Here is a 17493-nt window from a genome sequence, read left to right as displayed (position 1 = left end):
GCTGTTTGTGATTAATTATCAAGGTGCTGGTGTTCTCGCGTCGTCCAATATTCCGGCTATAGCAGTAAATGCTTCACCAATACTATCTCCAAGGGTTCCGACCGCGACAACGAGAACAACAGCAATCAGTGCCGCAATAATCGAATATTCAATAGCCGACGCGCCCTCTTCACGGGCAAAGAAATCGCGAGCTTTTTCGCGGAGCATAATAAGTTTGATCATGATGATACTTCCTCTGTATCCGTGCAGGCAGGGCGCCTGTAGGTGTGGCTTTCAGTGGGAAGTGTAGGAAGGGTGTGAGCCGGTTCGCAAACTTACCTTGGTATTACATAGAAAGTATTATTCACAATTATAGGTGCCCGACTACCTATAAAGTGCAGGGTATTAGCCGATAAAGAGTATTGTTGCGGCAGAGTGCTTTGTTTACCATGCGCGACGAATGGTTAGGTCGCTTAGCGATGACGCGGCCTATTCATTTTGGTTCCCGGCTAAAGATGGCTAGCCTGAAATAATCCGTCGATGAAGTGTTTTGTGTTTTTGTCGCGGGTATCTATAAGTAAATAAAGTAAATATCCATTACCGGCGTTTGCAGTTATATGGCTACAGGGAGTGTGTTGTCATGAATAGCCGATTGACGTTGGTGCTGGCCGGGGTTCTTCTGGTCGGTGCGGTAGTCACGGGTTACTGGGGGCTGAGCCTGAGTCGAGAGCCGGTTGCCCGCTCCCCGGTACCGGTGGATTCTGTCACTCCCGACACTGTTGCCGCGCCCGCTACGGTCAGGGAACAGGTGATCAGCGAAGTCGACGAGCAGCGGCGCACCGATGTCGTGGTGCTGGCGCGCTCGGTTCAGCCGCTGGTGCCCATCAGCCGTGAAGACCTTGCCGTCGAGCGCTTGCTCATCGGCCCCCCTGGTAGCTTCTCCAAGCCCGATGAACTGGTCGGTCGCACCCTGTGGCGGGAGACGCCAGCGGGTAGCGTTCTGAATCAGGCGACTTTCGAGATGGGCGGCCCGCTGGCGCGGATGATTCGTCCACAGGAGCGCGCCATTGCCGTGGCGGTGGATGAGGTAATCGGCGGCGGTGGCCATCTGAGCCCCGGCGATTATGTGGATGTGCTGTTGTATCTGCGCCAGGACGAAAAGAACCGCGACCAGACCGCCCAGGTGCTGATCCCGGCCTTGCGCCTGCTCAGCGTTGGCGATGAGCTGGGGGCGACCAATCAGGGCGAAGCCGCACGGCCAGCGGGTGAACCGGATGACGACAAGCGCCGTCGACGCAGCGTTGCCAGCACCGCCGTTCTGGCAGTGCCCGAAGCACTACTCACTCGTTTCATGCTGGCGGCCCAGGTCGGCAGCCTGCGTCTGGCGGTACGCAGTGTCGATGAAAAACTGCTGGCGGGTTATTACGCCGGGAATGCGCTGAAGGTGGATATCGAAGAAGCCCAGCGGCAGCTGTTCCAGTTCGAGAAGCTGGCGCTGCGGGGTACGCCTCCACGGCCGCAGCCTGGCTTGGTTCAGCGCGCGCCGGCCGGTATTCAGGTGTATCGCGGTAATGACGTCACTCGGCAAAACCCCTGACCGGCAAGGATGCACAACCATGAACAATGCCAAACGTAGTCCGCGTCCATCGCGCCTGGCAATTTGCCTGATGGCGACCGCGTTGCTGATGCCCTCAGCGGTATTCGCTTCGTGCGCCGGCCTGGAACCGGTACCGGCCGTGATGGAGGTGACCCAGGGCATGCAGCGCGAGTTGCGCTACCCGGTGCCCATCGTGCGCCTGGCGGTGGGCGATCCGACGGTGGCCGATGTCACCCTCAATACCAAAGACAGCTTTCTGCTGATGGGCAAGAAGGGTGGTGCCACCAGCCTGATGGTGTGGACGCGCTGCGACCGCGAACCGCGGCAGAGCATGGTGTTCGTAGAGGGCGCGGCGACTGCAGCGGTGGCCGCGCCAGTGGTGCCCTACGATCAGGAAGTGCTGCCAAGCCAGGTGCAGACCGATATTCGTTTCGTCGAGATCAGGCGCAGCAAGCTTCGGGAAATGGGGGTAAGAATCTTCGGCACGGCCTCGAACAACTTTCTGTTCGGTGCTCCCGGCACCGCGCCTGGCACTGTTCCAGTCGGTGGTGTCAGTGGGGTTGGGCCGGGCGCTGCCTTTCCTACGTCCGATACGGGCTTCAATATCCTCTGGGGCGGTGGCAGCAGCAAGTTCCTGCTGGGTCTGGATGCACTGGAGGGCAGCGGCTTTGCCTATACCCTTGCCAAGCCCAGCCTGGTGGCGTTGAACGGACAGAGCGCAACCTTCCTGGCGGGCGGCGAATTCCCGGTACCGGTGCCCAGCAGTGGTAGCGACTCGATTTCCATCGAGTACAAGGAGTTCGGTGTACGCCTGACCCTGACACCGACCGTGGTGGGGCGCAACCGCATCAACCTCAAGGTCGCGCCGGAGGTCAGCGAGCTGGACTTCAGCGCGGGCATCACCATCGCCGGCACCCAGGTGCCGGCGCTCAATGTGCGGCGTACCGATACCAGCGTGTCACTGGCCGATGGCGAGAGTTTCGTCATCAGTGGGTTGATGTCGTCCAGCAATAATTCTTCTGTGGATAAGTTGCCCTTCCTTGGCAACCTTCCGGTCATCGGCGCATTTTTCCGCAACTCAAGCATCAACAGTGAAGAGCGTGAGCTGCTGATGGTGGTCACTCCGCGTCTGGTTCAGCCAATGGCGGCCAATGCCGACCTGCCGCCGCTGCCGGGTGAGGGGTTCCGCAACTATGATCCCGGCGTTTTCAGGCAGCTATTCATGGAAAACGGCAATTTCGATCGATTAGACGGACTGTCGCGCTAGGGAGTGGGCATGGAACAGATTTTTCTGGCGCAGACTCGCCGCAAGCAGGATCTCGATTGGCTGCAGGCCGCATTGGCCGGTCAGGGCCAGGTGCTCAACGTGGGCGAGACCCTGGACGACGTGCTGGGGTTGATGGATATGACCGGCAGTTCCCTGGTGTTCGTCGGCCTCTGCCGCGAGAGCCAGGGTAACCAGAGCGCATTGATCGAAGCGCTGCTCGACGTGCGGCCGATGGTGGTGGTGGTCGCTCTCGGCGATGGCATGGATAACCAGCTGGTGCTCAACGCCATGCGTGCCGGAGCCCGCGACTTCATCGCCTACGGTTCGCGCAGTAGCGAAGTGCTGGGCCTGGTGCGGCGCCTGACCCAGCGCTTGCCGCAACTGCCGCCCTCGCGTGAACAGGGAGATCTGACTCTGTTCTATGGAACGCAGCCCGATGCGGATGCCGCTCTGCTGGCCGGGCATCTGGCTCTGCAATTCCAGGCTCGTGGTCAGCGCACACTGCTGATCGACCTGGGTGTGCCGCAGGGTGAAAGCCTAGAGCTTTTCGCTCTGGAGGCCTCATTCTTTTTCGGTGATGCGTTGCGCAACATCAGGCGACTCGATTCGAACCTGATCGAGAGCGCCTTCACCAGCCATCCCGACGGTTTGCGTATATTGGCCCAGGGGTCGGAAGACGACGCGCTCGCACTGTTCAGCCTGGGCGAGCTATTTCTGCTGATGGGAAGCCTGCGGCAGAACTTCGAGCACGTGGTCGTCAACCTGTGCGGGCAGCCAGACAGCGACGCTCTGCGCTCTTTCATCGCCCAGGGCCAGTGCCTGCTGTGGTGTGTGGATCAGAGCGTGCCTAACTGCCGGCGTAACATGGAACGGCTGGCGTCGTGGCGCAACAAGGGGGTGAAACTCGATCATGCCCGGTTGCTGGTCGATCGCTATCAGTCCTCCGTTGCACCCAGTCTGCAGGAGCTGGCACGTACCCTGGAGCTACCACTCGGGATCGGCTTGCCCCTGAGTCCGGTGACTCGCCTCAAGGGTAAGAACCAGGCGCGTTCGCTGTATCAGACAGCCCCTCGCGATACCCTTACCCAGGGCTTGTTGCATCTGGCCGACCAGATTCTGCAGCACCGGCGGCGTTCGCCAGGTTCCTGGTGGAAGCGTGTGCTGAGGGTCGGCTCATGACGATCGGGCTATTCGGTGGCGAGGGTGGGCGGGTCAGCGTTCAGGAGTTGAAGCACGTACTGCATCGCTACCTGATCGATGCACTGGAAGAAAAGGGCGAGAACCTGCTGGAAGGTGCTCGTACTACCTTGGCGCACTTCGTCACCGAGCAAGTCGGCGAGTACGTCAGCCGCCGGCATATCGCCATCTCCCGCTATGAAGTGGATCGCCTGGCCGAAGAGCTGGTCGATGAGCTCACCGGTTTCGGACCCCTGGAAATCCTGCTCAAGGACGAAGGGGTGACTGAAATACTGGTCAACGGCCCGCATCGGGTGTTCATCGAGCGCGGTGGTGTTCTGCAGCTGAGCGATCTGCGTTTCATCGATGATCAGCATGTTCTGCGGGTGATCCAGCGCATTCTGGCGCCGGTGGGACGACGTCTCGATGAGTCGTCGCCGATGGTCGATGCGCGCATGCCCGATGGCAGCCGGATCAACGCGGTGATTCCGCCCGTGGCGCTGGATGGGCCCTGTCTGTCGGTGCGCAAGTTCCGCAAGGATATGCTGCGCAGCGCCGACCTGCTGGCCAGCAATTCGCTGGATCAGGCCATTCTCAGTTGTGTCGAGCTGATGGTTGGTCGTCGTTGCAACATCATGATCAGCGGCGGCACCGGCACCGGCAAGACCACCATGCTGAATATGCTCAGCCAGATGATCGACCACCACGAGCGTATCGTCACCATCGAGGATACAGCTGAGCTTTGTCTCAATCACGAGCATGTGGTGCGCCTGGAAACCCGCCCTCCCAATGCCGAGGGGCACGGCGAGGTGGCTGCACGGGATCTGGTGCGCAACGCTTTGCGCATGCGTCCGGATCGTATCGTGCTCGGCGAGATTCGCGGCGTGGAAGTGCTCGATGTGCTGACGGCGATGAACACCGGCCATGACGGTTCCATGAGCACCGTTCACGCCAATAGCGCCCAGGATGCCCTGCTGCGTCTGGAAACCCTGGTCGGGCTATCCGGTGTGCAGGTGGCAGAGCGCACCTTGCGGCAGATGATCTGTGCCGCGCTGGACGTGGTGATTCAGTTGACCCGTCTGCCGGATGGTCGGCGTTGCGTCAGTGAGGTGGTCGAAGTCGTTGGCTTGCGTGAAGATCAATACGTGACCAACACCCTGTTTCGCCTTGATCGCAACGGAACCGGCACCTTCTGCCGCGAAGCGGCGAATCCGGCAGGGCACAAGTTGTACCGCGCGCTATAGCAACCTGGTCTGCCAGGGCCAAGGAGAAGGTAATGAGCGCATCTTTGCTGTTGGGGCTGATCTGTCTGACGCTGTTGGCGCTGGGCCTGATTCTGTTGCGCAAGAGCCGTGTATTGGCGGCCTCGGAGCAGGTCATGCAGCGGCTGCTGGTGAACCAGCCGGAGTCCCGGCGAGCCAAAAGCCTAAGCCATCTGGACAAATTGTTCCTGCGTGCCGGCGTCAGTCGACCACGGCGGGGGATGGGCCTGTGGCTGGCGATCTGGTTGGGCGGCGCGGTGCTGGGAATGCTGATCGGCCATTGGCTTGGTCTGCTGGTGATGTTGCTGCTGCCATTGATCATCGGGCGGCTGTTCATCGCCCTGCGCTATCGGCGCCGGGTGCTGCGGATGATCGAGCAACTGCCGACCTTTCTCGATCACGTCATTCGTAGCCTGAAATCCGGGCGCACCCTGGGAGATGCCTTGTTGCTGGCGATGGAAAACGCCCCCGACCCGTTGCGCGGAGCCATGGGCCGTACACGACGCAATGTGCAACGCGGCATGGGCTTGGGTGATGCGCTGCAGGACTTTGCCGATTTGTACGAGCGGGAAGAGTTTCAGGTATTGGCACTCGGGGTGCGGGTCAATCAGCGTTATGGCGGCAACAGCAGCGAATTGCTGCAGAACCTGATCCGCCTGATCCGCGAGCGTGAACAGAGTGCACGCAAGCTGCGGGCGCTGACTGGCGAGACGCGAATCAGTGCCTATGTCATGGGTGGGCTGCCGCTGGCGCTGGCCAGCTATATTTTCCTCACCAATCCGGATTTCATGCTGGGCATGTGGCAGGAACCCACCGGGCGAATGGTTCTGTTGCTGGCGTTCGTCTTGCAGGCGCTTGGCAGCATTGCCCTCTGGCGCATGTTGAGGAGCCTTTGATGGGTGCCTTGCTTCTGCTCAGCTCGTTGTTGCAGCTGCTTACCGCCCTGGTGTTCTTCTATCTGGCGGTGGACGATCTGCGGGCTCGTCGTCAGTTCAGCCAACGCATGGGGACGGATGCGCGTATGTCCGGGGTCGGAGTATTACGTGGCATAGGCACCAGCTCGCTGGGGCGGCGCACCTTGAGCATGGACGGCGAAACCCGGCAATTGCTCAATCGCCTGGGCTGGCGCAAGCGCAGCCAGCAATCGTTATTCTCGGCCATTCAGCTGGCAACTCCGCTCGCCTTGTTCGTACTGGTGGTGATCATTCAGTTGTTGCTGGACGAGGCGCCCAAGCCCGTCTGGCTGGCACCGGTATTCGCTCTCGGTATTGGCTACCTGATTCCCAAGCGCGTACTGGCCTGGGCCGCCAGGAATCGACAGGAGGCCCTGGCCATTGAGGTGACGACCTTCATTCCGTTGCTGCGCATGCTGTTCGATGTCGGTATGACGGTGGAACAGTCCCTGCGGGTGCTCAGCAAGGAGTCGCAGAAGATTCTGCCGCACGTGAGTGAAGAGATGCGCCTGGTTCTGGTGCGTGTGGATGCAGGGCTGGAACTGAGCCGGGAACTGCATGACATGGCGCTCCTGTTGGACGTGGATGAGGTCACTGATTGTGTCGTGATCCTCGAACAACTGATCGTCCAGGGAGGCGGCGCCATGGCGTCACTTCTGGCGCTCAAGGAGCTGATCGATGATCGGCGTCACACGGCTCTTGAAGAAAGAGTTTCCAAACTGTCCGGGAAGATGTCCGTCGTGATGATGGTGTTTCTGTTCCCGGCCTTGTTGATCGTATTGGCAGGCCCTGGGTTCATCGCAATCATCGGGGCACTAGGGGATATGAGATGAAGCGTGTAGTGATTGCGGTAGGGTTGATTGGGTTGTTGGGGGGCTGCGCCGGAAACGCTCCCGATTCATCCTGGCTGGTCGATCGTGCCAAGACGGCGCCGAAGGCCTGTGCACCGCTTTCCCAGGATCAGGAGTTGGCGCTCAACCTGGCACAGCAAACCACTGAAGAGGGGCGCCTGCACGCCGCCCTGGCCAACCTGGAGCGTTTGCCCAGCAGTTTGCCCGAAGCGCGTTTGCACAAGGCTCGTATCCTGCGCACGCTGAATCGACCGGAGGCCAAGGGACTGTATGCCAGCCTGGTCGATACCTGCCTGAGGGCCCAGGGCGAGCACGGCCTGGGCCAGCTCGCCAGCACTGACAAACATTATGACGAAGCGCTTGTGCGCATGCGGCGGGCCGCCAGCCTGGATCCGACCAGCGCCGCCATTCGTAATGACCTGGGTGTGGTGTATATGAACCTGGGGCGTATGGAAGAGGCTCGCTTCGAGCTGCTGACTGCCATAGAGCTGAATGAAGCAGAAAGGCAGTCGGGATTGAACCTGCTGACCCTGTTGATTTACCAGCAGAACCTCACCCAGGCCAGTGCCTTGGTGAAACGCATGTCTTTCAGCCCCAGCCAGTACCGTGCTGCCGGTGAGCGCGCTCAGGCATTGCGTCGTCAGCTCGGTCAAACAGCTGCCGTTGCGACTTCCGCTGGCGAGAGGCCGGTACCCGCCAGGCCTGCCGCCTCGGCGCCCGCTCCCGTCGCCCCGGCGGGGGTGATCCAGGTGCCGCAAGTCTCTGCGCCCTTGGCGCTGCCCGCGCAGGCTCGCCCAGCACCTGTCGCCGTAGCACAGCCAACTGCGGCAGGTGCGGTGACCAGGGCATCGTCGGTTCCAACAACACCTGTTACGCCTGCTGCACCTGTAGCACCAGTGGTGCCTGGCGTTACCAGAGCCCCGACCGTTTCCTCGGCACCCGTTGCAATCGAGATGCGAGAGGGTCGGTTGATCGTTCCTGCCGACGGTGGCGACGTCAGGGTAGAAGCCACCACCCATTGAGCAAAACACTGCGCAACAGCGATCGGGAGAGCGTTATGAACAGGAAAATGCCAGGGTCTGTTGACGTTTCACGCACGGCCGCGCCGGAGCCCGTTTTGCCGCGAGGCAAGGCACGAGCCGCGAAGTTTGGCGGGCCAAATGAGCCGGCGAGAAACGCAGCATCGCGGCAAAACGAGCCCGGCCCTTCGGGTTGCGCGGGAAATCTCGCCATGCGTTGTTGGAGGACTTGGCAAGGGAACAACCATTACCGGCGTCCTCCGCCTAGCCTGGCGAGATTTCTCGCGGCAACGCGGCTTGCGCTGAAACGTCAACAGACCCTAGGTTGTCTGCTGTTGGCGTGCCTGCCGCTGGTGACGCTGGCCGCAAGTGAAGACAGAAGGCATGGCTTGATCGGCAGTAATGCTGAAACCCAGACAGAGTATTGGTTACGCGTTCAGCGTGACGGGCTGCAAGCATCCCGTCACGCTCAGGTATCGACACCTGCTGAACGTGAACTCGCCATGCAGCGCTGGCTGGAAAGCCATAAACACCCCATACCAGAGTTTTTTGATCAGGAAGCGGGTGGAGAGCTGAGCAAGTAAATACATTCAGCAATGTATGTCGTGAGCGTTGAGTAGTTGCTCAATGTTCATGGCAGGTAAGGGTGTAGGTCATTCGGTAAAGTTGTACGGAATGATTGAGCGTATAGATAAACTTGTACGAAAATCAGAAATGCCCTTGAATGGCGCGCGGTGCTTTAGTTCATATAGCTAGCATGAGTCGGATAGGAAAGTGCCAGCTGAGTGCGGTTGTGAACGCGCGTTAACCTGAGTATCTGTGAAACATAAAGTTTTACAGTATTCTCTGTGATCCCCAGTTCACAGGATATTTGGTAGTTGGTCATGCCTTTGGCGATCAGTTGTGTGACGGCCAGCTGCCTTTTCGATAGTTTGTCGAAGGGTTCGGGGATATCGAAACCAGCAGGAGAAGGCAGGTAAGCAACGCTTCTCGCCGTAGTGGAAGGTGGCGTGGAGGCTGCATCTGTGCGCATGTCGTGCAGGGACACGGCCAGATCCTGAATGCGCAGTTTGATCTGCTGATCCTTGGTCTGTTGCTCCAGCCGCTCGTACAGACGACTCACGCCAACCCTAAGTTCGTCCAGGTCGACCGGTTTCTGATAGTAGTCGGATACCCCGGCGCGCAGGGCCTGAATGACATCCTGTTTGTCTGCGCTACCGGTGAACAGGGCTATTTCGTAAAGGCGCCCTGGAGCTGCCTGGTTCGCCAGTTCGCCGACCAGTTGCAGGCCGGTGAGGCCGGGCATATGAATATCGCTGAGTATGATGCCAATGCGGCGATCCTGTTGGAATACTTGCAGGGCATCCTGTGCAGTGTGACAACTCGTTACACTATAACCGGCATGCTCAAGAAACTCTTTAAGCTCCTCAGCGATGAGCGGCTCGTTGTCGACGACTAATATCCGTACGGGATGGGGGCTGTCCATGCGTACTACTTCCTAGAGTCTGGAGAGGGTTGACCATGTGGCGAAAGGATAGCTATGACCTAAGTTATAGTCAAAGGGACTACGCCAAAAGAATATTAATATAAAGTTATATCGCTTTAGTCATGTATGGTGACGAAGGCTTATTTCCATTATGTTGGGTGGCGCCCCGAAAAAATTGAAAGGTCACTGCCTGGCTATTAACCAAAGGCTGCTAATTGCGAATCCGAGAAAGAGGAAGGGCGCGTAAGGATGATTTTTCAGCTTTGGCATTGCCAGGTACTTAAATTTTTTCGGAATTAAAAGCAGTAGCTCAGGTTGAAAGCGGGTCAGGAGTGTCCAGCAGCACAGTGCGAGCGCTGCGCCGATGACGCTAATCAGCACGTGCATGGCATCACTGGCGACACCCAATGCAACCAGCAACTTGACGTCAGCTGCGCCCATCTGGCGGGTCAGGTAGCCGGGCAGGGAAAGCGCGCAGGCCACTACGGCAGCGAGAACGGCAGCAGCTGGAGTGGCTCCGGTGAGGGTGTTACCCGACCAGAGCAGATACAGGATTGCGATGGCCAGCCCACCGAGGGTCAGCTGGTTGGCGATCCGGCGTTGTTGCGCATCCTGAAACGCGCAGGCTGCTAGCCAGCACAGTAAGACGATGTAATTCATGGGTTGTTTTCTGGTTGAGGGCGGTACGCCATCCGAATCAAACGGCTGCCACCCGGGTGGCCGAGAGCGCTGTTGGATCATGTTAGGTGAGCCGGACGATGCATGTCTTCAAGGATTGGTTCAAGCGCGAGTCCGACTCGCCCGTGGTGCGGGAAGCACCGGGCATTTCCGCCAATAGCAGCCCCTGCCTGAACCTGAGCATCGATCTGCAGGGGCAGGTGCTCGAGGTTTCCGGCAACCTGTCCAGCCGATTGCGCATTTCAGCGCAGCAGACGACCGCACTGGAAGATCTGCTCTACGGGCAGAGTCGATACCTGGTGTCGGATCTGGGCGCTTTCGCCCAGCAGATGCTCGATTTGTCCTTCACCACTCGGGACGGCGGCATCCTGCACACCCGCGGCTGGATACAGGCGGTGCCGGATGGCTGGTCGCTGCAGGCCTTCGAGGTTGGCGACTTCGTGGCTCGGTTGCAGGCCTGTGAACAGCGGCTGCAGGTGTTCGCGCAGGTCAGTTCACTGGCGCAGGTCATACGCGGTACCGAGCGGGTGGAGCTTTCCCGGCAGTTGCCAGGCTGGCTGGCGACACTGGCCCAGACGCTACAGGTAACCTGTGTGGCGCTGGCAGTGCCGGATACGCTACGCGGTGGCTGGCAGATCGCTGGCCAGCATAGTGACGCGATGGCGCCGGCTTTCTGGGAGGATGGCCAGCAGCTGCCCCTGGATCTGTGCCATTACGATGCGCAGCAGCCCGTGCAGTGGCTACGCGGCGAGCGGGATGGCCCCGAATGGCATGCCGGCGACTCCGTCTGGCTGATGCCTTACAGTGATTATCAGGGCGCGCGCGCCTGGTTGCTGTGTTCACCGTATATTGCCCACCAGCGCATGCCGGAGCTCAATACCCGCGATTGGCTGGATCTGTTCGCTCACGTCGCGGCACCTCTGCTGCAGCGGCTCGATGAGCAGGCTCGCAAGGCCCATGGCGAACGCCTCGATATCCTTCAGGATCTGCTGGGAACCGGCTGGTGGGAATACCTGCCACGTAGCGGCGCTTTCCTGCTGGCGCCCAATCTGGTGCAACGCTTCGCTCTCGACCCGCAAGCATCGGTGACCCTCGCCGATTGGCTGGAGCTGCTCAGTCCGGCTGATCGTGATGAGTTTCAGGTGCGCCTGGCCGATGCCGAAACCGCGGGCAAACCCTTCGAGCAGATCGTCCGCCTGCGTGACGACGAAAAGGGGCTTTGCTGGTTCCGCATCCATACCCGCATTCTCACCGTCAATGGCCAGCACCGTATCGTCGGAGCGGTGTTGGATATCGATGACATGAAGGGCAAGGAGTTGGAGGCCGACGCGGCGACGGCCAGATTGAAGAATCTGGTCGCCAGTGCTCCGGCCCTGATCTATGTGCAGCGCTATGAGGAGGGAGCCTTCGCCCTGACCTTCTGCAGCGACAGTACCCGCGCACTCCTGGGTTATACGCTGGACGACCTCATTCGCCGGCCCCTCGCCGACTTCATTCATCCCGACGACCGCGACACCTACTTCACGCGTACCCGTACCCTGCTCGCTCAGGGCGCTGCCAGCTGCAGCTATCGATTCATCGACAGCGATGGTGAGTACCACTGGTTGCAGGATGAAGTGAAACTGCTGCGTGACGAGCGTGGCATTCCGGTCGAAGCGGTAGGGTTATGCCTGGACGTTACCGACGCTGCGTTGGCTGCCGAGCGGGTGCGGGAGAGCGAGGAGCGTTACCGGATTCTGGTCGAGGACTCCCCGGCAATCATCTGTCGTTACCAGCCGGATCTGACCCTGACGTTTGCCAACCGGCCGCTCGCCCAGTATCTGGGCATCAGCCAGGAGAAGTTGCAGGGCATCAGCCTGGCTGCCTATTTGTCGCAGCAGGAGCTTGCGCAATTCCAGGAGCGCCATCGCCAACTGACGCCTCAGCAACCGGTGGGTACTGCGTTGGTGCGTATGGATCTGCCGGGGCGCGAGCATGTCTGGTGGGAGCTGTCCGAGCGCGGTGTCTTCAGCGATAGTGGAAAATTGCTCGAGGTACAGGCTGTGGGGCGCGACGATACCGAGCTGCAGAAAGCTCGGCAGATGCTCAACCAGAGCGCCAAGATGGCGGTGTTGGGAGAGATGGCCACTGGCCTGGCCCATGAGATCAATCAGCCGCTCAATGTCATGCGCATTGCCTTGACCAATACCCTCAATGGCGTGGAGAACGGTTCGGCGACGCCTGATTATCTGAAGAACAAGCTAGAGCGCATCGAGCAGCAGGTCGCCCGGGCGGCGAAGATAGTCAATCACATGCGCATCTTCGGTCGCCGCTCGGAGGTCGAGGGAGACCTGTTCAGCCCTGACGCGGCCATCGAGGGCGCGCTGACCCTGATTCGCGAGGGTGAACTGAGCAAGGACATCGAACTGACCGTCAAGCTGTGCGGCTCGCCGCAGGTGAAGGGCCATGCCGATCAGCTCGAGCAGGTCATCATCAACCTGCTGGTCAATGCCAGGGATGCGTTGCTCAGTGCCCGGGAGAAGAATCCGGGACTGGAGCCGCATATCCTGGTGCAGAGTGAACGGGACGCGAGCCTGGTGATCGTGCAGATACAGGATAATGCCGGTGGCATCGATCCGCTGCTGCTCGACCGCGTGTTCGACCCTTTCTTCACCACCAAGCCGGTGGGCAAGGGAACGGGGTTGGGGCTTTCGGTCAGCTACGGGCTGGTCAGTCAGATGGGTGGCAAGCTGAGTGTGAGCAATCGGGAGCATGGCGCCTGCTTCCGTATCGAGCTACCTGCTGCCTAGCTGAGCCCTGCCGTGGACGTGGCATCATGGCCGCCTTGTCCATGACGTTCGGGAAATATCATGACGGCAATGGTAATGGCCGTGCTGGCTTACTGCGAAGGCGTACTGCGTGGCGATCCAGAGGTACTGGGGCAACTGCGTGATAACGGCTTCAGCTGCGCCGAGGGTTACTGGGAGTTCTCCCTGCCAGCGCTGCATGCCTTGCTGTCGAGTCAGCTCGTGGTGCCGGCCGATCCTGGTTATTCGAGCTTTCTCAAGCAGCTCTACGCCAGCGATATCAACCAGCGGCTGGCGCAACAGGGCGCGCAGATTGCCATCGCCGACAATCGCGGCAAGGTCAGCGAGAGTCTGTATCGTCTGCAGCGCCTGCTCTGAACAGGTGGTGATGGCTCGTGTGGTACAGCGCCGAATCGGCGAAGTGTTCCGCGCCCAGCACATGCCCAACCAGAATCAGCGCGGTACGACGAAAGCCCTTGGCGCTGACCTTTTCCTCGATATCGGCCAGGGTGCCGAGTACCCAATCCTGATCCGGCCAACTGGCGCGGTGCACCACCGCGATCGGGCAGCTAGCGCCATAGTGCGGCAGCAGGTCGGTGACGATCTTCGGCAGGTGCTGCACGCCCAGGTGGATGGCCATCGTCGCGCCGTGACGAGCCAGGTCATGCAACTGTTCGCCCTCGGGCATCGGTGATTGGCTGCCATAGCGGGTGAGGATCACCGTTTGCGAGACATCGGGCAGCGTCAGCTCGCTTTCCAGCAGCGCGGCACAGGCCGCCGTAGCGGTAACGCCAGGAATGATCTCGAAAGGGATGCCAAGCGCGCGCAGGTGACGAATCTGCTCACCGATGGCGCCGTACAGCGACGGGTCACCCGAATGCACCCGCGCTACGTTCTCGCCGCGCGTGTGGGCGGCGCGCAGCAGGGCGACGATTTCATCCAGATGCAGCTCGGCGGTATTCACCACCAGACTGGCTTGATGGCCTTCGAGCAGTGCTTCGGGCACCAGGGAACCGGCATAGAGGATCACCGGGCACGAACGGATCAGGCGCTGACCCTTCACGGTAATCAGCTCGGGGTCGCCGGGGCCGGCGCCGATGAAGTAGACGGTCATGGGAGTCCTGAGTGTAGGGGAGAAGGCGCTTTGCTCTTCCTGCGTGTTGTTCGGCTTGTCCGATCGCTCGGCGGGGGAGCACCAGCCGGTGGATCGCCACCCGGTGGATCGATAAAGCGTGATCCACCCTACGAATCGCTGCGGGCAACGGCCAGCGTGGCGTTGGCGCTTTTGCGCTTGGTTATCCACAGGCGAGCGGTTCGACTGCTCAACCGTTCGGCCAGGGCCAAAGCGCTGGCCTCTGCAACGCTTGGGCTGCCGGTGACACGCAGGGCAATATCGGAGGTCTGGCTCAGGCGGTCATGGTAACCCGTCAGCACCTCGGCGGGCAGGAAGGTGATGGGCAGGCACAGGTACTCGGCCAGCTGCAGCAGCCCAGGCTCGTCGGCCTTGTGTTCGCTGCTGGCCAGGGCCGTCAGTTCGGCAGTGCTCGAGCCATGCTCGGCCAGCGTGCTGTCGAGCAAGGCCAGCAGCTCGCTCAGCGGGCAATCGCGCCGGCAACCCAGGCCGGCGACGAGGGTAGGGCGCTCGCTCACGCCTGCTTCTGCTCGCGGCCATGGAACCAGGCGGCGACTAGGCCCAGTACCGCCCAGAACGCGGCATTGGTCAGCAGCGAAGCGAGGATGAACTCATGCTCCAGGGCTTCGGGCGCCAGGCTTTCGTGAACCTCCGGGTGAGGGGCGCCGATCAGGTGGGGCAGGGCGAGGATGACCACGCCGAGGATGCGCAGGATCCAGTTGCTGCCAAACGCCAGCAGCGCCAGACCAGCGGCGGTCGAGGCGGCCGTGCCGATCCACCAGTACTGGCGCAGCACCAGCTCTGCGGCGGCGGTACCCGGCAGTTCCGGCGGCAGACCGGCTGAGGGTGCGAGCACGAAGGTGGTGAAACCGGCCAGGCCCCAGAGCAGGCCCTGCCAGGTTTTCTGTGGCGCGCACAGGGTGAACAGGCCGGCGAGCATCAATGCGAAGCCGACGGCGACCACCAGGTTGCTCAGGCCGGTGGACAACAGGCGCTGCCAGCCATCTTCCGGTGCCCAGGCTTCACCCTCGTGGCTGTGGCCGCCAGCGGCGTCATGCTCGTGAGTGGCGCTGGCAGTGTCGTGGCTGTGCTCGATAACGGCAGCGGGCTCTGCGACTTCGAACGTCTCCGCATGCAGAATCAGCGGAGTGACCCACAGGCTTTGCAGCAGGGTCAGTACGATGGCGGCGAGCAGGCCGGCGAAGCCCGCGGTCTGGGCAATACGCTTGATCATTCTGGCGTCCTCAGTGGCACGGAAACGCGGCGCTATGCCGGGTATCGTGGGCGGCATTGTGCAGGGCTTCGACGTGGGAGAACCCGGCGAAAAAGATCAGCGCGGCGCCGAGCAGGCAACTGCCCACGGCCAGGATCAGACGCTGTGACAGGGGAAGTGAAACGGAGGTGGACAGAGTGCTGGTGGACATGGGCGTGGCCTTCTGCAGGACGAGGAAGTCGAGGCAGAAAGACACAGCGAGAGAGCAGGCAAGGCGGCCTGATATCCGGCGTGTGCCCGCCCACCGCGGGTTGCCAAACGATTACTTCAGGCCGGTCTCCGGGCTCGTGACGACTGTCATGGGACAGTATTGGGTCAGCCTTCCCATGCCTGAGGCACAGTGGCTTCGATAACCCTTCGTACACATACCGTTGCGGGGGCAGCGCCGGACTTGCACCGGCTTCCCGTTTCACCTCGCGCTCGGCGGCGCGAGACACCTGAAACAGCTGCACAAGAACACCATGAAGCGGTGTTTGCGTCAATATGTTGCAAGGCCTGGTGACCCCTGTCGAGATTGACCGCCCGCCAGGCACTGCGTAGCCTTGCCGTCTTCGAGGTTCTTCATGCATCGCCATGGAGCTAGAACCTGTTAAAAGTCTGCTGCGCGTCGGCCCTGCTGCGTTAAAAACAGGCTCGGAATGCTCATGTACAAAAGTACACTCCGCTTCCTCGCCTGTTTTTGCCTTGCAGGACTCTAGCTCGCGAGCCTTTGAACAGGTTCTAAGAGGGAACACGGCAAGCCGTGGCTGCCCCCGCAACTGTAGCAGCGAGCGCATCGCCAACCGCCACTGGGAAACCGGGAAGGCCGGCTACGCGCCATGACCTGTGAGCCAGGAGACCTGCCTCGATAACGCTTTCGACAACCGGGCGGGGTGATCCGGTGATGCCTTCGTGCCAGCTTCGGCTTGTGCCTGCCATCTATTGCCCGCTCGCCGTTTCTCCAGACGCCAGGGGCCTCCATGAAAACGCTCGCCAAACTTCCCGTCACCATCGTCACCGGTTTCCTCGGTGCCGGTAAGACCACCTTGCTGCGGCACATGTTGGAAAACGCCGAGGGCCGCCGTATCGCGGTGATCGTCAACGAGTTCGGCGAACTGGGTATCGATGGTGAAATCCTCAAGCAGTGTTCCATCGGCTGCACCGAGGAAGAGGCTAATGGCCGCGTTTTCGAACTGGCCAACGGCTGCCTGTGCTGCACCGTACAGGAAGAGTTCTTCCCGGTGATGCGCGAGCTGGTGGAACGCCGCGGCGACCTCGACCATATCCTCATCGAAACCAGCGGCCTGGCCCTGCCCAAGCCGCTGGTACAGGCCTTCAACTGGCCGGAAATCCGCAACGCCTGCACCGTCGATGCGGTGATTACCGTGGTCGACAGCCCGGCGGTGGCCGCCGGCACCTTCGCCGCGTTCCCCGATCAGGTCGATGCCCAGCGCAAGCTCGACCCCAATCTCGATCACGAATCGCCCCTGCACGAGCTTTTCGCCGACCAACTGGCGAGCGCTGATCTGGTGATCCTCAACAAGGCCGACCTGCTCGATGCCGACGCCCTGGCGGCGGTGCGCACCGAAGTTGGCGAAGAGCTGCCGCCGGCGGTCAAGGTGGTCGAAGCCCATGGCGGTTCCCTACCGCTCAATGTGCTGCTGGGCCTGAACAGCGAGACCGAACTGCACATCGAAGGCCGCAAGACCCATCACGACAATGAGGAGGAAGACCACGATCACGACGAGTTCGACTCGTTCCACGTGGAACTACCGCAAATCGATGAAGCCCGCCTGCTCGCCGCGCTGAAGGACGTAGTGGCCAGGCACGGCATCCTGCGTATCAAAGGCTTCGTCGCCGTTCCGAACAAGCCAATGCGCCTGCTGCTGCAAGGTGTCGGCCTGCGTTTCGACAAGCACTTCGACCGTGCCTGGCAGGCTGATGAGGCGCGGGTTACCCGCCTTATCGTGATTGGCCAGGAGCTCGATCACACAGCCATCGCTGCCGAGCTGAAAGCGGCGCTCAAATGAAGCTTCAAGCTGCAAGCCTCAAGCC

18 protein-coding genes and 2 riboswitches are annotated in these 17493 nt (G+C 60.9%); of the genes, 11 read left to right on the top strand and 7 right to left on the bottom strand.

Features of this window, described 5'->3' with window-relative positions; translation table 11 throughout:
- Positions 1–18 precede the first annotated feature (18 nt).
- Positions 19–222, bottom strand: a complete 204-nt coding sequence (locus DNK10_RS12265) for a Flp family type IVb pilin (RefSeq protein WP_131191757.1) — start codon at positions 220–222, stop codon at positions 19–21.
- A 397-nt stretch (positions 223–619) separates the two neighbouring features.
- Here DNK10_RS12265 and cpaB point away from each other — a divergent pair, with 397 nt between their 5' ends.
- Genes cpaB through DNK10_RS12220 form a run of 8 tightly spaced genes read left to right on the top strand, consistent with a single transcriptional unit; the run spans position 620 to position 8688 of the window.
- The gene (gene cpaB, locus DNK10_RS12260; RefSeq protein WP_131191756.1) at positions 620–1576 is read left to right on the top strand and encodes a Flp pilus assembly protein CpaB; all 957 of its coding nucleotides are present in this window, start codon (positions 620–622) and stop codon (positions 1574–1576) included.
- 19 nt (positions 1577–1595) lie between these two features.
- The gene (locus tag DNK10_RS12255) at positions 1596–2843 is read left to right on the top strand and encodes a type II and III secretion system protein family protein (protein WP_131191755.1); all 1248 of its coding nucleotides are present in this window, start codon (positions 1596–1598) and stop codon (positions 2841–2843) included.
- Positions 2844–2852: 9 nt separating this feature from the next.
- On the top strand, positions 2853–4022 hold the full coding sequence (locus tag DNK10_RS12250) for a CpaE/TadZ family protein (RefSeq protein ID WP_131191754.1): 1170 nt from the start codon (positions 2853–2855) through the stop codon (positions 4020–4022).
- Entirely contained in the window at positions 4019–5263 is a 1245-nt protein-coding gene (locus DNK10_RS12245) for a TadA family conjugal transfer-associated ATPase (protein ID WP_131179429.1), read from the top strand. Before DNK10_RS12250 ends, DNK10_RS12245 begins: the two co-directional genes overlap by 4 nt.
- A gap of 32 nt (positions 5264–5295) precedes the next feature.
- The gene (locus DNK10_RS12240) at positions 5296–6177 is read left to right on the top strand and encodes a type II secretion system F family protein (protein ID WP_131179430.1); all 882 of its coding nucleotides are present in this window, start codon (positions 5296–5298) and stop codon (positions 6175–6177) included.
- The gene (locus DNK10_RS12235; RefSeq protein ID WP_131191753.1) at positions 6177–7067 is read left to right on the top strand and encodes a type II secretion system F family protein; all 891 of its coding nucleotides are present in this window, start codon (positions 6177–6179) and stop codon (positions 7065–7067) included. The genes DNK10_RS12240 and DNK10_RS12235 overlap by 1 nt, the downstream gene beginning before the upstream one ends.
- Positions 7064–8107 (top strand): tetratricopeptide repeat protein, encoded by a 1044-nt coding sequence (locus tag DNK10_RS12230; RefSeq protein ID WP_208738814.1) that lies wholly within the window; start codon positions 7064–7066, stop codon positions 8105–8107. The genes DNK10_RS12235 and DNK10_RS12230 overlap by 4 nt, the downstream gene beginning before the upstream one ends.
- Positions 8108–8142: 35 nt before the next feature.
- Positions 8143–8688: a DUF3613 domain-containing protein gene (locus DNK10_RS12220; protein WP_244216243.1), complete on the top strand. Its 546-nt coding sequence runs from the start codon at positions 8143–8145 to the stop codon at positions 8686–8688.
- A gap of 155 nt (positions 8689–8843) precedes the next feature.
- On the opposite strand, the gene DNK10_RS12215 is transcribed toward DNK10_RS12220, so the two are convergent.
- A complete protein-coding gene (locus DNK10_RS12215) occupies positions 8844–9590 on the bottom strand; it encodes a response regulator transcription factor (RefSeq protein ID WP_131191750.1) in 747 nt (248 codons plus the stop codon).
- Positions 9591–9773: 183 nt separating this feature from the next.
- The gene (locus DNK10_RS12210) at positions 9774–10250 is read right to left on the bottom strand and encodes a prepilin peptidase (RefSeq protein ID WP_131191749.1); all 477 of its coding nucleotides are present in this window, start codon (positions 10248–10250) and stop codon (positions 9774–9776) included.
- Between the two features lie 98 nt (positions 10251–10348).
- Between DNK10_RS12210 and DNK10_RS12205 the strand changes: the two genes are divergently transcribed.
- Positions 10349–13057: a PAS domain-containing sensor histidine kinase gene (locus DNK10_RS12205; protein WP_131191748.1), complete on the top strand. Its 2709-nt coding sequence runs from the start codon at positions 10349–10351 to the stop codon at positions 13055–13057.
- 60 nt (positions 13058–13117) lie between these two features.
- On the top strand, positions 13118–13432 hold the full coding sequence (locus DNK10_RS12200; RefSeq protein WP_131191747.1) for a hypothetical protein: 315 nt from the start codon (positions 13118–13120) through the stop codon (positions 13430–13432).
- On the opposite strand, the gene cobM is transcribed toward DNK10_RS12200, so the two are convergent.
- From cobM to DNK10_RS12180, 4 genes are all read right to left on the bottom strand, one after another.
- A complete protein-coding gene (gene cobM / locus DNK10_RS12195) occupies positions 13395–14168 on the bottom strand; it encodes a precorrin-4 C(11)-methyltransferase (protein WP_131191746.1) in 774 nt (257 codons plus the stop codon). The genes DNK10_RS12200 and cobM overlap by 38 nt on opposite strands.
- A gap of 128 nt (positions 14169–14296) precedes the next feature.
- Positions 14297–14704: a cobalamin biosynthesis protein gene (locus tag DNK10_RS12190; protein ID WP_131191745.1), complete on the bottom strand. Its 408-nt coding sequence runs from the start codon at positions 14702–14704 to the stop codon at positions 14297–14299.
- Positions 14701–15420 carry a CbtA family protein gene (locus tag DNK10_RS12185; RefSeq protein WP_131191744.1) on the bottom strand — a complete coding sequence of 240 codons (720 nt, stop codon included), beginning with the start codon at positions 15418–15420 and terminating at the stop codon, positions 14701–14703. Before DNK10_RS12185 ends, DNK10_RS12190 begins: the two co-directional genes overlap by 4 nt.
- Positions 15421–15430: 10 nt before the next feature.
- On the bottom strand, positions 15431–15610 hold the full coding sequence (locus tag DNK10_RS12180) for a CbtB domain-containing protein (protein ID WP_131179441.1): 180 nt from the start codon (positions 15608–15610) through the stop codon (positions 15431–15433).
- A 102-nt stretch (positions 15611–15712) separates the two neighbouring features.
- Positions 15713–15915: riboswitch (cobalamin riboswitch) on the bottom strand.
- A gap of 223 nt (positions 15916–16138) precedes the next feature.
- Positions 16139–16320, top strand: a riboswitch (cobalamin riboswitch).
- A 98-nt stretch (positions 16321–16418) separates the two neighbouring features.
- Here DNK10_RS12180 and cobW point away from each other — a divergent pair.
- Positions 16419–17468 (top strand): cobalamin biosynthesis protein CobW, encoded by a 1050-nt coding sequence (cobW, locus tag DNK10_RS12175; RefSeq protein WP_131191743.1) that lies wholly within the window; start codon positions 16419–16421, stop codon positions 17466–17468.
- The last annotated feature ends 25 nt before the right edge of the window (positions 17469–17493 follow it).

Source organism: Phytopseudomonas daroniae, from assembly GCF_004327275.1.
Taxonomy (GTDB): domain Bacteria; phylum Pseudomonadota; class Gammaproteobacteria; order Pseudomonadales; family Pseudomonadaceae; genus Aquipseudomonas; species Aquipseudomonas daroniae.
Note: the sequence above shows the minus strand (reverse complement) of the source record. Positions and strands in the feature narration are given on the sequence as shown.

What these genes read in the sequence shown, in the direction of transcription:
- DNK10_RS12265 (WP_131191757.1), bottom strand. Translation starts at nt 222, where the DNA reads ATGATCAAACTTATTATGCTCCGCGAAAAAGCTCGCGATTTCTTTGCC.
- DNK10_RS12250 (WP_131191754.1), top strand. Translation starts at nt 2,853, where the DNA reads ATGGAACAGATTTTTCTGGCGCAGACTCGCCGCAAGCAGGATCTCGAT.
- DNK10_RS12255 (WP_131191755.1), top strand. Translation starts at nt 1,596, where the DNA reads ATGAACAATGCCAAACGTAGTCCGCGTCCATCGCGCCTGGCAATTTGC.
- DNK10_RS12185 (WP_131191744.1), bottom strand. Translation starts at nt 15,420, where the DNA reads ATGATCAAGCGTATTGCCCAGACCGCGGGCTTCGCCGGCCTGCTCGCC.
- DNK10_RS12215 (WP_131191750.1), bottom strand. Translation starts at nt 9,590, where the DNA reads ATGGACAGCCCCCATCCCGTACGGATATTAGTCGTCGACAACGAGCCG.
- DNK10_RS12245 (WP_131179429.1), top strand. Translation starts at nt 4,019, where the DNA reads ATGACGATCGGGCTATTCGGTGGCGAGGGTGGGCGGGTCAGCGTTCAG.
- cobM (WP_131191746.1), bottom strand. Translation starts at nt 14,168, where the DNA reads ATGACCGTCTACTTCATCGGCGCCGGCCCCGGCGACCCCGAGCTGATT.
- cpaB (WP_131191756.1), top strand. Translation starts at nt 620, where the DNA reads ATGAATAGCCGATTGACGTTGGTGCTGGCCGGGGTTCTTCTGGTCGGT.
- DNK10_RS12240 (WP_131179430.1), top strand. Translation starts at nt 5,296, where the DNA reads ATGAGCGCATCTTTGCTGTTGGGGCTGATCTGTCTGACGCTGTTGGCG.
- DNK10_RS12205 (WP_131191748.1), top strand. Translation starts at nt 10,349, where the DNA reads ATGCATGTCTTCAAGGATTGGTTCAAGCGCGAGTCCGACTCGCCCGTG.
- DNK10_RS12200 (WP_131191747.1), top strand. Translation starts at nt 13,118, where the DNA reads ATGACGGCAATGGTAATGGCCGTGCTGGCTTACTGCGAAGGCGTACTG.
- DNK10_RS12235 (WP_131191753.1), top strand. Translation starts at nt 6,177, where the DNA reads ATGGGTGCCTTGCTTCTGCTCAGCTCGTTGTTGCAGCTGCTTACCGCC.
- DNK10_RS12180 (WP_131179441.1), bottom strand. Translation starts at nt 15,610, where the DNA reads ATGTCCACCAGCACTCTGTCCACCTCCGTTTCACTTCCCCTGTCACAG.
- DNK10_RS12210 (WP_131191749.1), bottom strand. Translation starts at nt 10,250, where the DNA reads ATGAATTACATCGTCTTACTGTGCTGGCTAGCAGCCTGCGCGTTTCAG.
- DNK10_RS12220 (WP_244216243.1), top strand. Translation starts at nt 8,143, where the DNA reads ATGAACAGGAAAATGCCAGGGTCTGTTGACGTTTCACGCACGGCCGCG.
- cobW (WP_131191743.1), top strand. Translation starts at nt 16,419, where the DNA reads ATGAAAACGCTCGCCAAACTTCCCGTCACCATCGTCACCGGTTTCCTC.
- DNK10_RS12230 (WP_208738814.1), top strand. Translation starts at nt 7,064, where the DNA reads ATGAAGCGTGTAGTGATTGCGGTAGGGTTGATTGGGTTGTTGGGGGGC.